Consider the following 17,586-nt stretch of genomic DNA (forward strand, 5'->3'; position numbering starts at 1 on the left):
TATTTTTAGGTTAGCTTAGAAGAAATCTACTTCAATTAGATCAGCCAGCGTATCCCCATCTATCAATTCTTCAACCAATTGAATCTTCTTGATTTCAATATGAGGGTCGTTGGCAATGGTTGTTAATATGACCAACAGATTTTGTGACATCGCTTCAATCGTTGTTTTCTCAAATAAAATCGTACTGTATTCAAAGGCCACTTCTAACTTGTGTTGCAATTCGGCAACATACAGCGTTAAATCGAATTTGGATACTCTCGTATTTGGAGCATAAGGCTTGCAGGTTACTCCATCCATCTGAATCTCTGAAGCATCTGTATTCTGCAATACAAACATGGTGTCAAACAACGGATTCCGCCGGACATCTTTGGTTATATTTACTTTCTCAATCAATTCTTCAAACGGATAATCCTGATTCTCATAAGCGTTCAACATATTTTCTTTCACTTCCAGCAGATACTCCGTGAATGTTTTATCCGCGGCAGGATAATTTCGAATAGCCAGTGTATTCACAAACATCCCCATGACCGGCTCCAGCTCAGCATGTGTCCTGCCTGCAATCGGCGTGCCTACAATGATATCTTCTTGCCCGCTGTATTTAGATAATAGAATCGTATAGGTGGCTAATAGAATCATATATAACGTTGTTCCTGTCCGTGCTTCCATGTTCCTTAAGCCTGGAAGGATGTCTTCCTGCAAAACAATGTCCAATACATCTCCCGCATAGCTTAGCGTTTCAGGTCTTTCGTAGTCTGTTGGCAGATCCAATAGCGGGATACTCTCACCAAACACAGTAAGCCAATACTTCTCCTGCTTTTTCATCCGCTCACTATGAAGCTGCATTTGCTGCCATTCAGCATAGTCCTTATACTGAATTCGAAGAGGAGATAGCTCCTCTCCCTTATAGAACTGGCTAAGTTCAGTCATCAGAAGATGCACGGATAGTCCGTCTGCAATGATATGGTGGAGATCTACCAGCAATACATGACGCTCCTGCTGAAGTTCAATAAGTCCCACCCTCATAAGAGGTGCTTGCCCGAGATCAAATGTGTGAACAAACTGTTCAATTCGATCTTCGATCTCTTCTTCCGTTGAATCGATCAATTCAATTCCAAAGTTCACTTTAGGGTATACGATCTGTTTCGGTTCTCCGTGTATGACTTTGAATCCAGTCCGAAGCGATTCATGACGATGAATCAATTGTTGGAATGCTTCTTCCAATCTGATCCGATCGAGCGATCCTTCCAACATAAACATACCTGACATGTTGTACATGAGTTCCTTGCCGGCTTTGATGCTCATAATGTACATTCTCATTTGCGCCGAAGAAATAGGATAATATTCTTTTTCCTCCACTTGAGGAATGGACACTGATACTTCCTGTTCCAGTTGTTCAATAGATTGAGCCATCTGTTCAATGGTCTGCCATTCAAAAACGTTTCTTACCGATATGTGGATATTCAGCTTTTGATTGATTTTGGCGGCCAGCTTGGTCGCACGTAAAGAGTTGCCTCCTACATCAAAAAAACTGTCTTTTACACTGATTTTTTTCACGGCAAGCACATCCTGCCATATAGGCAGCAACTGTTTTTCCACACCAGTTTGGGGTTCTATATATTCACTTCCCGTTTGTATGTTTTCTTCTGGACTCGGAAGCGATTTGCGATCGATTTTCCCGTTCGATGTCAGAGCCATGTGATCCAATTGTATAAAGTAGGCTGGAACCATGTAATTCGGCAACACCTTAGAGAGGCTTTGTTTTAACTCTCCCACCGTCAGCGTGGAATCCGCTGTAAAGTATGCACATAACGATTTGTCCCCATGATCATCCTCATGTGCAATGACGATAACTTCTTTCACACACTCTAGATCTAACAGCGCTGCTTCGACTTCTCCTACTTCGATCCGATATCCGCGAATCTTAATTTGGTGATCCATTCTTCCCAAATACTCGATATGACCATCTGGAAGCCATTTCACCAAATCTCCTGTTTTGTACATTGTCGCTCCCTGGACATACGGATCACTTACAAATTTTTCTGCTGTCAGCTCAGGTAAATTCAAGTATCCTCTACCAACCCCATCGCCAGAGATACATAATTCCCCTACGACGCCTACAGGCTGAACTTTTCCATGTTTGTTTAATACATACAGGCGATTATTTCCTAATGTTCGACCAATCGGTAGGTGCGCTCGTTGATTCGCTGTATCCAGGTGTTCTGGAAGTACACGGTATGTCGCAACATCCACACAACATTCTGTTGGACCGTACACATTAACTATGGTTGGAGGCGTTATATGATTGAGAGCAAATAATGATGTGATTTCATTTACACTTTGCTGAGAAAGAGCTTCACCGCCAATGAGCATATATTTTAGCGATATGCCTTGAACGTTTTTTGCCTTCGATAGTAATTTCAGGTGTGCAGGCGTACCGTCCGTCAAATCAATTTGGTGGTGCTGATAATAATTCATTAAATCTTGTCCATCCAGTACCGTGTCTTTGTCTACAATAAACAAAGCATGTCCTGAAAGCAGTGCGCCAAAAATCTGCTTCACAGATGCATCGAAATAGTAAGGCGCAAGTAGAGCGACATGCATGCTGCTATGCTGATCATCTATAACTTGACTGTACAACGCTTTAACCAAGTGATGAACCTGACGATGTTCGATCATCACACCTTTTGGCATGCCTGTTGTGCCTGAAGTATAGATCACATAAGCCAACTGCTCTGAATTCCCTGCTGGTTCCATATTCGACAGATTAGCTGCGTAGGTTTCTTTATCATTCAAATCAATGATTTGGCCATTGAATGATACCAACTGCTTCAAATGCCTTTGCGTGACTAACAACGTTGCCCCCGAATCATGCAGGATGTACCGGATACGCTCTTCAGGAGAATCCGGATCAATCGGTACATACGCCCCACCTGCTTTTAGAATGCCAAAGATGCCAACGATCATATCAATCGAACGATCTGTCAGAATACCTACAAATTGATCCTGCTGCACTCCCTCAGCTCTAAGCGTATATGCCAACTGATTCGCCCGTTCATTCAATTGACGATACGTCCATTGCTCATCTCCAAAAGCCACGGCTAATTGATCGGGTGTACGTTCCACCTGTGCTTCGAATAACTCCTGGATGGTCTGATCCCGGGAATATTCTATGTTGGTATCATTAAAGTCATATAAAAGAACGTTCTGCTCATGTTCAGACAGCATTTGAATATCGGACAAGGCTATATCAGGTTCGATCACAATGTCTCTGAGGATGTTGAACAGATGTGTTTTCATCCTGTCGATGGTATCCCGTTCAAACAGCTCCGTCTTGTAATTAAAGTGCATTTCCAGACACTCGTTATCATCCTCAACGATGAACATCAGATCATACAACGATACACCGACATTTAATTCTCTAACTTTAAAGCTGCAATCCTGTTCTTGCCGTTGATTCAACGCGGTATTTAAAAAGATATACATTGTATTAAAAAGTGCTGTCCCGGTGGTATCCCGATGTGTGTTTAATTTCTCTACAAGATTGTCAAAAAGATAGTCCTGGTTATCCAATGCATCCAGGGATTGTTTTTTAATTTCCTCGAGATAGGATCGAAACGACTTATTCCCCACCGGCTGTGATCGAATCGCTACCGTCTGGATAAAGACACCTATCATATTCTCGACATCCGGATGGTTTCTTCCTGATGTTGGCGTGCCTACAATCATATCTTCTTGATCCGTATATTGATGAAGCAGCATATTATACGCTGCCAATAACACCATAAACATCGTAGTTCCCGTTTGTTTCGCAAGCTTCTCCAGCGACTGCTTCAAGTGTGCGTCCAACACAAATGACAATCTTGAACCTGCCGAAGTCAACTGAGGTGTCCGAACAAAATCAGTAGGCAGATTAAGGTTCGGGAGTTCTCCTTTGAATTGATCCAGCCAATATTTTTCTTGCTGCTTATAAGACTCTCCCGCCAGAAATTCTTTCTGCCAAGCTGCAAAGTCTTTGTACTCAACCTCAATTTCTGACATGCTTCTTCCGTCATACGCATCAATCAGTTCATTCGCAAGAATGCCAACGGAATATCCGTCCGATATAATATGATGCATCTCAATGAGGATCTCTGCATGATCATCGCCTATACGAATGAATTCGGCACGTATTAACGGCGCTTTGGAGCAATCAAATGGTTTGGCAAACGTCTTAACATGTTGTTCGAATGAAGCAGAGCTTTCCTGAGATCGTTTCACTTCAAAATCAATCGTTGGCGCGATACGCTGGTAAAGCTCTCCATCCATCAGATGGAAACTGGTGCGAAAAGCTTCGTGACGTTGCACGATTTGTTCCAATGACGAAATTAGTTTAGCTTCATCGATATTTCCTGTGACCGTGATATGACCGCACATGTTCTGAAACACACTATTCGGCTCAAATTGATCCAGAAAGTAGATTCGCTGTTGTGCAGCTGACGTCTCATAGAACTCCTTCACGTCCAATGCCTTGATTGGAATGAATGTTTCCTCGTTCTCGCCTGTAATCAGACTGGCAAGCTGCTTCAGACGTTGGTTTTGGAAGAATTGAACGATTGAAATTTTGTGTTGAAACTGCTCATGTACCTTGGATAGCATTACAGTCGCCTTGAGCGAGTTACCTCCGAGATCAAAAAAGTGATCATGTCTCCCCACTTGATCGAGGGATAATACGTCCTCCCAGATCAAAGCCAGCTTTTTCTCCACGTCATTGACTGGAGACTCGAATATGGCTGCATGATTAACGTGAGGAAGACGCTCCGTAACAAACCGATTGTACATCTCTTGTAATTGATCCTGTTGCTCGGATGAGAACAACGTCAAAGACGAAATTTCAGCCTCTGGATGACTCACCATATTTTGCAGCAAACCTTTAAATCCTTCAGACCACAATTTCATCATCTCAGGTCCAATAAGATCGGTATTATAATCAAAATCCAGATACAATTCATGGCTAACATCCGTAATATTAAGAAATAAATCGTAAGAAATATGTTTGATCGGATACGACATGAATTCAGTCTTGATATTTTCAAATTGAAGATGATGAATCGTTCTGTCCATATTGAATAAAATCCGTGTATCCGGTGCAGTCATATGAGCAAGCTGTTCGGATACGAGGGTTAATGGAACATGCTGATGCTTCATGACTAGAGCCAGCGTTTCCTTGAGCTGAAGAACATGGTCTACAACGGATTGCTTCATTAACAAGGCATGATGAACAGGTACAATGTTGACACAGTTGCCAATCAGCGCATTTTTTCGCATGTGAGACTGACCCGCTGTAGGCACGCCGATGACAAGGTGAGACTGCCCTGTTAGTTGATGCAAATATAAATGAAACGCTGCAAACATCGTTACAAACAAACTGCTCTTATTATTGATGCTTAACGTTCGCAAAGACTCTGTTAATTGATGATCCAGCTTGATGGAATATCTTTCACCGTCATATCCCTTGGGCACATCATCGGACGGTGCCGTTGGAAGTGTAATGTTGAGATAGGATAAGGAAAATTGTTCTTTCCAGAACTGAATCCCTTCGGTAAATGACCCTTTCTCATGTTCAAGTCGTTGCCAGCTTAAATACTCATGGAATGGAGTGGCTTCAGGTAATTGAACCGTAACCCCTCGGACCAGAGCAGAATAGGTATGTTCCAACTCTTGAATGAATACAGCAATCGACCAGCCATCTACAACAATATGATGAAATGTCAGCACCATAAGGTATTGATCTGTTGCCTTTTTAAGCAAGGTGATTCTAAATAGAGGTTCCCCAGACTGTAAATCGAAGGCTTCATTTGCATCGGCAGATAACCAATTGGAAATTTCCCGTTCTTGATCCTCACCCACATATGCCGAGAAATCCAACCATGTACCTTGAAATTCCATTACGGATCTGATTTGTTGTGTTTCACGATCGGCATGAATGACTGTTCTCAGGGCTTCATGACGCTGTGCGATTTGATTCACGGCCTGATCTAGTGCAGAAAGCTTTATGTCGCCTGTCATTTTTAAAATAACACTCTGGTTTAATGCAGCATTCGCATCTTTCCCATGTAATGAAGTTAACAATAATTGTTTTTGCTCTAAAGAGAGCGGATATTCCGACACGGGCGATTCACCAGGGATAAAACCCCACTCGCGAAGTTCATGGATCGTCTCTTTCACGATTCTGATTATCGTATCCATGTCACCCATGGAATGCACAGTCGATATAAAACAGTTACGGCCTTCCCAAATATATAAACCTTTATAAATTAAATGGTAGAAGAATAATTCCATATCTCCAAATGATATAAATCGAAATAAAGATCCATAGTTCACCATTTGCATCGGTACATTCGCTGTTTTGAAAAACGTATTTAATTCTTTAACAAGATAATCTGTTTTTTCATTTAATTCCTTATATAACGTTTCTGCTTCAGATTGAAGATACTGTAGTACCGTTAACATCACTCTCATCGTAAGAGGGTGTGTACAGAAGGTTCCGCCGACAAACGTTTTCTTATCTGCATCGGAAGGGTAAGAATCATCATTAAAGTTCCAGGTTCCACCATCTACCGGATTCATAAATTCAGCCTTACCGGCGACTATGCCAATAGGCAGCCCGCCACCGACCACTTTTCCATAGGTAACCAAATCTGCCTTAACCCCAAACCAATCCTGTGCTCCACCCAGACTAATTCTAAATCCAGTGATGACTTCATCGAAAATAAGTGCAGTCCCAGTTTGATTTGTTATTTCTCTAAGTTCCCGTAAGAATTGTGTTGGCTGCATATCAGGTCTTCGACTTTGCACCGGCTCTACTAGCACAGCAGCCAATTCATCACCCAGGTTCTGAATCATATCCAGGGATTGCGGATGGTTATAATTAAGAATAATCAAATCATCTATAGCGCTATTTACAATACCAGGAGCCATAGGAAGCGCAGACGATAAAGCATCCCCAGGATTCGCTACACCCAAAACGCCATCATGTGTACCGTGGTAAGATCCTGAAAATAATACAACTTTGGAACGCCCTGTTGCTGCCCTCGCTAAACGAAGTGCAACCATGACAGCTTCTGTTCCTGAATTATAAAATGCGACACGCTCTACACCCGTTAGCTCGGAAATTTTAGCTGCAACATCTCCTGCCAAGTCTGACATAGGGCCCAATGGAGGCAATTGTTCCTGGAGGCTGTCTGCTATTACATTTTGAATAAAAGCGGGATTATGACCAAATAGATTTACACCAAATCCCATCGTCAGATCCAAATACTCGTTCCCATCCATATCCCATAGCTTAGCTCCCTCTGCACGCGTTGAGATGATGGGATACACCATTTCCTTCCAATACGAGCGAAATCCGGACACATTGCGATTATTCGCATGAACCAAACGTGTTTGGCCTGTTTTTAATTTGGAGCCTTTGGTTCTTGCGGTATACTTTGTTACAAATTGTTCAATATACTGATTCTGAAGCGCTGAGAATCCACTCTCTTCATGAATTTTCAACGATTGATACGGTATAAAAGGTTTTTTTTCTTCCTTCGATTCCGAATCCGGTTGGATCTTTTTGGGTTCATTGGTTTTATTGATTTCATTCATTACCGGTGAAGCTTGAACTTTTGGGGTTTCATGATGTTTCATTTCCAAAAGAGGCGATTGAACAGTATTCATTTGCTCGCCTAACAGCACATTCAAACTTTTTAATTGGGACTCCATAAGCTGAATGGCAGACATCACAATTTGTTCCGACACATTCCCTGAGGATTTTGCCGTGTTTATATTGTTCACAGATGCCAGATTTTGTTGTTCAGCATGCTCCTGAACTGTTTGATTATTTATATTTTCAGATACATCATGATGCTTTATATTCTCTGACACATATTTAACTAAGGAATTAATATTTGTAAGGGTTTCAAAAAACATTTCCATCGGGATATCCAAACGGAACAGCTCTGAGATCTCCTTCTGAATTTGCACAAGAATGATGGAATCCAATCCCATCTGGAGAAAATGAGCTTGATGATCCAGCTCTTCCAACTTCAAACCAGATGCACGACTGATGCTTGTTTTAATCTTTAATTCAATATCGTTTGTATTCATCTCCATTTGAACCTCATTCCTCTCTGACCTATGTTCCGCTGGTATCGTATGTTTGACTTCAATCCAACACCGCTTCTGCTCAAATGGATATAGAGGCAATGGAATTTTCCGAATGACTTCATGATTATAAAATCTTTCCCAATCCATCACTGCCCCCAGTGTATATAACTGACCGAGTTCATTTAAAGATTCTGCCTTTCCCTGAACATAGAGATGATCGGTATCCAGCGTCTTGTCCTTCTTGGCGTAACCAAAATAGACATTGGGCAGCTTGTCCTTTCCCATTGCAATGTGATGCAATTTTTCATGTAATTCTTGTGTACTCATTATTACAATGGCAAGTCGATAATCCAGATTAGCCCTTCCCGTACTGGCTGTATAACAGATTTGTTGAATGGAAACATCTGTGTGATCGGTTAGATATTCATGATACGTTCTGACCAATTCATCCAGCGCCCGTTCCGTAGCAGCAGACAGAACAAATAGATTAGGCTCTTGGGACATTCTTTTATCTACGGTTGGGGAAGGAACATATTCTTCGAGAACCACATGCGCATTGGTACCACTGAAACCAAAAGAACTAACCCCGCATCGTAATGGACCCTCTTTTTCACCAAAATCCATTAGTTCCTGATTCACATAAAAAGGTGAAGCTTCAAACTTAAGCAGGGGATTAGGCTTGTCAAAGTGAACCAATGGTGGAATCTTTCTATGTTGAAACATAAGAATAGATTTAATTAATCCAGCGATCCCCGCCGCTTCAAAACCATGTCCAATGTTAGCTTTGGCAGATCCGATTGCACAAAATTGTTTCCGATCCGTATATTTCTCAAAAGCTTTACGCAAAGCATTGAACTCAACCGGATCACCTAATTTGGTCCCTGTTCCATGTGCTTCAATAAAGTTAAGCGTATCAGGAGAAATGCCGGCTTCTTTCCATGCCTGTTCGATCACATTGGTCTGTGACTCCGGGCTAGGTGCTGTAATTCCTACCGTCTTGCCATCCTGATTAATCGCACTTCCCTTAATCACACCATAGATATGATCCCCGTCCTTAATCGCTTGCTGCATTGGCTTCAACATGACCGACCCAACACCTTCGCCAAATCCCGTGCCGTTGGCATCTTCGCTAAATGTTCTCGTGAATGCATCTGGAGATTCCATATCCAGTCCGATACTTATCGGTAATAATGCCGTTCGAATGCCTCCTGCGATTGCCATTTCACAGTCTCCAGCGAGCAATCCTTTACATGCCATGTGAACAGCAACAAGTGAGGAGGAACAAGCGGTATCAATTGTTAAGGCCGGGCCTTTTAAATTCAGGAAATATGCAATTCTGCTCGCCAGTACAGATGGTAAATTTCCAATGATATAATTTTTGAGTTCTGCGGGGTAACTCGCCGTCACGAGCCGTTCGTAATCATACCCAACTTTGGAATACCCCACGTACACGCCCACATTTCTTCCATTGATTCCTTCCCCTGCATACCCAGCATCTTCAATCGTATGCCATGTCGTTTGCAAGAACATCCTTTGATTCGGGTCCATAAATTGTGCAGTTTTTGGGGTTATGCCAAAGAAAGAATAGTCGAATTGATCAATCTGATCCAAGTAACCACCTTTGATCCATTGAACTTCGCTCAATTCACTTCGCATGGATTGTATATAATCCGCAGCGTCTTTTATCCGACTTTCAGGGTAGTCCCGAATGTTATGCGTTCCATTTTCCAAAACACGCCAAAAATCGCTTGCATTTGATGCACCAGGGAGATTCAAAGACATACCGATAATAGCAATATCTTTGGATGGCGTATGATCCTCTTGAGTTTTGTTGACTTGCATGGTCTCGCTGTAACCTCTAGCCAGATATGCTGCCAATTCAGTTATCGAGGGATAGGTAAAGAGGTCCGTAACAGCAAGCTCTTCTCCATATTTTTGTTCTATACGTTCAGCGATTTGGGCCAGCTGTAATGAAGTTGCACCCATATCAAAATAGCTATCCTCAAGTTCAACCTTTTTCCCAACCAGCACTTCAGAAAATAGTGAAGTTAATTCACGTTCCATGACTCGAACCGAAACAGCTGCCTTTTCTTTTGACTTGTCATTGTCATTCTTGATCCAGTCATGGATGAATGCAGATTCTGTTGAGAATTTGCCTGCTTCATACTGCTTGGCCAACTGATAGCGCTGGATTTTCCCACTTGTTGTTTTGGGTAATTTTTTGATGGGTAGTACTTCTTTGACACTCCATCCCCCATGTTTATATAGATGTCTTTTGATTTCTTTAACAAGCGGCAAGAAGTGTTCGATCTTTTTTTTGTACACGACAAACACAATAATTTCTTCACTTTGACTATTCGAATCATACACACCACAAGCAGCAACTCTTCCGAGTTCAATATCATCTAATTGGATGGCAACACGTTCAATGTCATGGGGATATACATTTTTACCATTGATAAAGATAATGTCTTTTTCCCGCCCTGTTACAACCAGTTTTCCGTTCATGATAAAACCCAGATCTCCTGTATTCACCCATCCGTCGTGCGTTAATAACTTCTCCGTTGCTAGTGAATTGTTATAATAACCTTGGGTGACGTTATCCCCCTTGATTTGAATTTTTCCAATAACCAAATTGGGAACACTGTTCATTTCCTCATCGCAAATTCTAACATGGCAATAATCAATTGCTTCGCCAACGGCAACAAATGATGCCACATGTTCAGCATGTTTCTCGACTTCGATGACACGCTCCCCCAAGTTCAGATGATCCCGGTGAACGTACACCGCAGTAAACTCTTCTTCTACCTTGGGAAAGGAGACGGCAACAGAGGCCTCTGCTAGTCCATATACGGTAAACATGGCTGTTTTCTTTAAGTGATATGCTGACAATACATTTAGGAATTCATCACACACTTCGGGTAATATAGGCTCTGCCCCATTATAGATGACTCTGACAGATGACAGATCCCATCCCTCCGCTTTGTCTTCGCGAAAGAAATTCAGAAAGTATTTATAACCAAAGTTAGGGGAAGACAGTATGGTTGCTTTGTGTTCATTTACTTTTTTCATCCATAGAATCGGTTTGCGAATAAATAATTCCGTTGGGAGCAAATATTGATGAATTCCTGCCACGAGGGGTACGAGATGAAATCCAATCAAACCCATATCATGGGTAAGGGGCATCCAGGAGAGAAAACTATCGTTTGAACTAATTTGTGTGCCATTAATAGCAGCACAAGTATTATAAATCAGGTTTCGATGGGTGAGCATCACGCCTTTGGGGTCTCCGGTTGATCCAGAAGAAAATTGAATAAATGCCAAGTCATCAGACTGAGGTTCAACTATATTATTAATAGATTCATAATGATATATGGTGTCTTGGATTATATCCGTTCTAACTTCTAATTGATGATGGAAATCAAGCATGTCATGTTCCAAAACAAATCTCTTCATTTTATCCAGCACCTTCTCAGATGCAATCATGAAAGGGTTATTTAGCAAATTCCAAATACGGCATACTTTCAAGTTTTGTTCTTCATCTTCACCAATACTTACAGGGATAGGGATCATTCCACCGAGTATACAAGCCCAGAATGCGACTAAAAACCGTTTGTTTTCTTGGATCTGAAAAATAATTTCTTGTTTAGGTTTAATTCCGATGGCTTGTAGATAACCTAAATACCCTTGTGCCTCAGTAAATAATTGATGATAAGATATAAAAGTTTCTCGTTTGTCCGCATCGATAAAACGAATACCACGGTCCGTTATTTTACTTCTGTCACGGATAACATCCACCAATGTTTGAAACTGATTAGTATACATATCTCTCCTCCAAATGAATCATCTCTAACAAGCTTATCTAATTATTTACACATATTTCAAGCAAAATTTTACCATAGAAATATATGTAAAATCAATCAATTTATTGTTACTATATGGTAAAAAATAGAGATTGATTCGTGAGTTATTGACATATTTAATACCAAACATCTGAAGTTTCAACAAGTTTAGATGCATTAAAAGACAAAAAGACTACCTTATAAAAAGGCAGTCTGTCGCTGTAATATAGATCTTGCAAAAGAACAGTTCGGGTACTAGATTGCATCAATCAACGCGGTTCCATCCAATGGAATTTTCTTTGCTATAATAATGGAATGACATACCTGTAGAGCATCATTTATCTCTTCTTCACCGAGTTCGTATCCATTCTTGTGTATTTGTTCCTGTACCCGTTGTAAATGATGAAATAATGGCTCAACCATTTTGGCATATGATATCGAATCTTGGTTATAATTCCGTGAAGTGAGTGCGGTTACCATTAGTTCTGATAACAACTTTTTACGAATCGTTAACCGTTTATTTTTCCTTTCTTGTATATTTGTAAGCATTAGTAAATCGGAAGGTTGACTTAGCGAGTAAGGTACAATACGCTTCGTTATTTTACTCATAAGACTAACTAACACATGTTTAGAACCCAACTCTATAACTTCACTAACCCCATTTGCAACCAGATAGCGCATAGACTCTGACCATCTTACAGGCATCGTCATCTGCATGTTTAAGTAATCCACGACAGATCGATCAGACTCATAGGCTGCTGCTGTAACATTGGAAATAATCGGGTAATTTGCATGGGCATATTGATATTGATCCAATTCAACTTTGAATTGTTCTGCTGCGGTTTGCATCATGGGTGAATGATAGGGACCACTTACATTGATATAAGAATGTTTCGTTCCCAGAGTTTCTGTCCTTTTAATAATTTCTTGTATAGAGTGCCGATGTCCCGAAATGACAAACTGCTGGTCAGCGTTCATACAAGCCACACAGGCAGGGCGCTCGATCGTGGAAACTTGTTCGCATATGTTTTGAAGTGTATCTAAATGAATACCTGAAATGGCGGCCATGGTACCTTTCTGATCCGGGTCTGCATTGTGCATAATGATCCCTCGTTGTCTCACAAGTTTAATAGCTTCACGAAAAGATAGAACACCAGCGCATACCAGAGCCGAATATTCTCCCAAACTATGCCCAGCCAAATAAGCGGGTTCCATCCCTATTTCTTGCATATACACCTGATATGCTATGACACTAACAGTCAAAAGTGCAGGCTGAGCATTCATCGTCATTGTCAAATCAGCCATGCTACCTTCAAAACATAACTTTCTCAAATCGAAAGAAATGGCATCACTGGCTTCTTCAAATAACTTCTTAGCCACATCGAAGTTATTCCAAAAGTCTCTCCCCATTCCAACTATCTGAGAACCTTGTCCAGGAAACAACAGAGCTACATTACTCATCCAGCATCCTCCATGTATCAACTTTATATTTTATGCACTTCGATAACTAAAAACCAATAAATTCCTTGTTTTCAAAATTTATAATAAACTTTCATTGGGAGTTATGCAAATAAAGTCAAAAGGAGGGTCACCTATTCCTATGAACGGAAAAAAATTCGTGATTCTTTTTGGGCTCCATGCTTGCCTCTGTGATGGAACATTTGGTGCTGTCCTTTACTGGATCTTGTCTGTAGTCTGAGTAATAATGCAAATAGACACCTCCATTGAGGAGATGCCTGTTCTATTCTGATCTGATCATTCAAGACTCGCGATTCTCCTTACCTGGAATCCTATACTGCAACGAACGTGAAAAAAAGACCCTGCAATAATATGCAGGATCTAAAATAAGGTTTGGGACAAAGGGTGTACGTATTAACTGTTTTTCAGATTGCCTCATTTCTTTATCAAGTGATCAATCCATACTTCACAAAACTATGATACAATCCATCTTCCTCAACTGTTCCAGTAATATCATCTGCAATGGCTTTGAGATCTGGCTTTGCATTACCCATGGCAATTCCGATGTTACAATATTCCAACATCTCGGCATCATTCATGCCATCACCGATGGCAAAAGTATCTTCTTGGGACATGCCCAGATGCTTCAGCAGATCGGCGATCGCAATGGCTTTGTGAATGCCAGGGATCATCAGTTCACCACTTCCTTCACCAAAGATCGGCACAGTGCACTGAATGACTTCGAATTTCCCTTCAAACTCTTGCTTGATCCGCTCAAACGGGATGACTGAGCTCTCCAAGAAACATACTTTATTCACATCATCCTTGTACAGGTCCGCCTCACCATACGTTAATCCGGCAATAAACGGGTGCGGTTTCAGTTCCTTCTTCTCTCTGGCTACAGGGTCATTCTCCACATCACCGTAGATGCGGCGTTCCAGATGAGACTGCAGATTGTTACTCGCATACAATGCCGAATTGGATTCAAGGTAGAAGTCAATGCCATTTTCATTAAAGAAATCGACCATATGTCGAACATCTTCCGCTGTTACCCTTTTGTGATATAACACGTCCTTGCCAAACTCCACATAACCCCCACCTGCACCAATCAGACCATCGAATCCGACATCCCAGATGGAATCATAAATTTCTGCTTTGGATCGGCCTGTACATAAATAGAGCAGATGTCCGTTCTCTCTGGCCTGTTTACAAGCCTTCTGTGCTGACAACGGAATGTTTCCATCATCGTCAACCAATGTGCCATCAATATCAATAAAAACAATCTTTCGCTTCGTTTCGTTCATCTGCCTAGCCCCCATCATGTATGTTGTCTATGTCTAACCGAGCGAGTGCCGACAGGCATTTTCCTTATACAAAATTACCTATTCCGTGGTGTTCGCTGATCGATCAACTTCTCCAAAAATTCGGCAAAAGAATCCGCGTATCAAAATAGTAATATTCATCCTCGTCCGGTACAAACAGCTCCAGCTTCCCATTACCATCACAATGTCATTTTCCTTCAATAAATTCCAAAGGTCACTTACAAGCCAACTTGTCCATATGTACAGTTTGCCAGTCATCATCCTGTTCAGCAATAACCGTAAACCCTTGGCGTTTCCAGAAATCTACGGCACCTGGCAAGAAGCGATGTGTATGCAAATACAGTGTCGTATAGTGCATATCCTTTACCACATTCTCCAGTTCCTTTAACATCATCGAACCAATGCCGTATCTGCGATACGCAGGATCTACATAACATTTTACTATTTCGGCTGCAGACTGGGCTGCATATCGACCATCCACAGCTTCAATACGTCCATCATATGGTAATATCCCAATAGAACCGACGATCCCCGCATCCCCCATCATTGCAACAAGAAAGATCGAACCATCGGAGTCCAGATAATGTTCTCTGAACTGCTCGAAGTCCACAGGCAATTTCGTATGATCCATCATCGGAAACACTTCTCTGCGCACACGCATGGCAAAATCAATGGCATCATGAATCTGGTGTGTCTGAACTGGTGTGACTGTCGGTATACCCTGAAGTTGTGTCAATAAATCCACATTCCTTATCCTCTGTATTAGGAGCTGCTTCTTGCCCCTTCCTTAAAGCTTGTTCATGCCAGTATCTGCTCTCTTCATCTCATCTTACCGAACTTATCCCTTCCTATCAACCTATCTACACTACTAACCAAATTGCAAGAGTGCCCACGCCGTCTGATAGAGTTCGCATACGATAAGGCGTGTCACAATTCATATTGGAGGGATAAACGCTCATGTGGTTATGGTTAGGTGTTTTTGCTTTCATTTTGCTAGCAATCGTGTTCGTGTATCGTTATCTGGACCAACTTGCTGAGAGCAGGTTTCACCCTCACGCTCCCAAGCAGCTCTTAGTCCAATTCAAGGAGGGTACAACAGATGATGAGATGCACACACTTCACAAAAAAGGGAGATGTAAGGTCGCTGAGACCTATGAAGATTTAGGATGGTACCGTGTGGAATCCCGCAAAAAAATGCACCGGATGCTGAAACATTACAAAGATCATGAGCTTATTGAACATGCAGAGCCGAATTACCTCGTTGAGGCATCCTTCACTCCCAATGACCCTTTCTTTCCTTATCAGTATAACCTGTCCAAAATCAATGCACCCGCTGCATGGGATATTACTCAGAGTAACAGCTCTGTCAAAATCGCCATTATCGATACTGGTGTACAGTTGAACCATCCAGAATTGGCCTCCAAGCTCCTCCCCGGTTATGATTATGTTGATTATGATAACATCCCTGAGGACGGGAACGGCCACGGCACCCATGTAGCCGGGATCGCTGCCTCCGTAACCAACAATGGTGTGGGCATCGCCGGCGCTGCACCACTCGCATCCATCGTTCCGCTCCGGGTACTGGATAACAACGGGCAAGGAACGATAGGTAATGTCGGTAACGGGCTTGTCTTTGCTGCCAACAACGGTGTACAGGTTGTTAACCTGAGCCTTGGTGGGCCAATGGGAAATGCTTTCCTTCAAGCTGCCGTACAGTATGCTTGGGATCGAGGAGCTGTGATTATTGCCGCAGCCGGTAACGATAACACTTCATTCCCAATCGTACCCGCATCGTATCCCAATGTGATTGCTGTCGCTTCAACCAACCCTTCCGATCTCAAATCCAATTTCTCCAACTACGGTTCCTGGGTCGATATGGCTGCACCGGGTGATACCATTCTATCCACATACCTGGGAGGTTCCTATGCCTACCTTAGCGGTACGTCCATGGCTGCCCCTCATGTGGCTGGAGCCGCTGCACTTCTCGCTGCACAAGGGAAAACAAATGCTCAGATTCGGGATGCGCTGTGTTTCGCTTCTGATCCGGTATCAGGCTCCGGGATCTACTGGACATATGGTCGACTGAATGCTCATCAGAGTTTGCAGGTGCCATAACACACCTACTATTGCTCATGATTGCACACAAGGCATTTCCTTTCCATTTTTACACAAATAACAAAACGAAGGGGCATCTGTAAGTAAGATGCTCCTTCGTTTGGTTAAAAAGTATTTGATGTTACACTTTTGCTGCCCAAAGTTCTATTTCAATTTTTATCTCTGGTAGACCTAACGCCGTAATGTAACCAATCGTCATTGCAGGATAATCCGTACTAAATAATTGTCCCCACTCGGCATATAAGAAATCCCAATCGATTTCCTCGGTTGCCCATACGTTCACTTTGATAATATGTTCAGCATCTAAACGCTCAGATTCGAGCACTGTTTTAATATTATTAAATGTATTAGTGACTTGCTCATTCAAACTCTCTGGAAAGAGTCCATCACGATCTGCTCCAATTTGACCCGAAGTCACAAATAACTCTGCATTTCTCGGGATTCTTGTAATATGCGTGTACTGACCTACAGGAGCTGGCATATTTGCTGGATTTTTTCTAGTAATTTTGTCAATATTCATTTGGATTACCTCGTCATTCTTAAGATTTTCTGCGATATTTTCTAGTTTTCTTCCGATTTTGGGCAGACTTCACCCTTGGAATAGATTCTAGAAAAGACAGCAGTGGAGTATCCATATCCCGAAGATATAAACGCAAGTGATTTTTTCTTCATGAGTGGATGCTCCCCTTTCTTAAGTGACAAGATTCTCTTCATTTCTTTAT

Annotated in this window: 6 protein-coding genes; 1 reads left to right on the forward strand and 5 read right to left on the reverse strand. The window is 41.9% G+C overall.

Annotated elements, in window-relative coordinates; genetic code table 11:
- Positions 1–15: 15 nt before the first annotated feature.
- The 4 genes from NST33_RS18975 to NST33_RS18990 all read right to left on the reverse strand — a co-directional run bounded on the left by NST33_RS18975 (position 16) and on the right by NST33_RS18990 (position 15,494).
- Positions 16–11,952, reverse strand: a complete 11,937-nt coding sequence (locus NST33_RS18975) for an amino acid adenylation domain-containing protein (RefSeq protein ID WP_339304684.1) — start codon at positions 11,950–11,952, stop codon at positions 16–18.
- A gap of 272 nt (positions 11,953–12,224) precedes the next feature.
- Positions 12,225–13,430, reverse strand: a complete 1,206-nt coding sequence (gene fabD, locus NST33_RS18980) for an ACP S-malonyltransferase (protein ID WP_339304686.1) — start codon at positions 13,428–13,430, stop codon at positions 12,225–12,227.
- Between the two features lie 443 nt (positions 13,431–13,873).
- On the reverse strand, positions 13,874–14,731 hold the full coding sequence (locus NST33_RS18985; protein WP_339304688.1) for a Cof-type HAD-IIB family hydrolase: 858 nt from the start codon (positions 14,729–14,731) through the stop codon (positions 13,874–13,876).
- A gap of 232 nt (positions 14,732–14,963) precedes the next feature.
- Positions 14,964–15,494 (reverse strand): GNAT family N-acetyltransferase, encoded by a 531-nt coding sequence (locus NST33_RS18990; protein ID WP_339304690.1) that lies wholly within the window; start codon positions 15,492–15,494, stop codon positions 14,964–14,966.
- Between the two features lie 212 nt (positions 15,495–15,706).
- Between NST33_RS18990 and NST33_RS18995 the strand changes: the two genes are divergently transcribed.
- Complete coding sequence (locus NST33_RS18995) at positions 15,707–16,864, forward strand: S8 family peptidase (protein ID WP_221820542.1); 1,158 nt, start codon at positions 15,707–15,709, stop codon at positions 16,862–16,864.
- Between the two features lie 121 nt (positions 16,865–16,985).
- On the opposite strand, the gene NST33_RS19000 is transcribed toward NST33_RS18995, so the two are convergent.
- The gene (locus NST33_RS19000) at positions 16,986–17,384 is read right to left on the reverse strand and encodes a RidA family protein (RefSeq protein WP_339304692.1); all 399 of its coding nucleotides are present in this window, start codon (positions 17,382–17,384) and stop codon (positions 16,986–16,988) included.
- Positions 17,385–17,586 lie beyond the last annotated feature (202 nt).

The sequence above is a fragment of the Paenibacillus sp. FSL L8-0435 genome, assembly GCF_037965655.1.
Lineage (GTDB): Bacteria > Bacillota > Bacilli > Paenibacillales > Paenibacillaceae > Paenibacillus.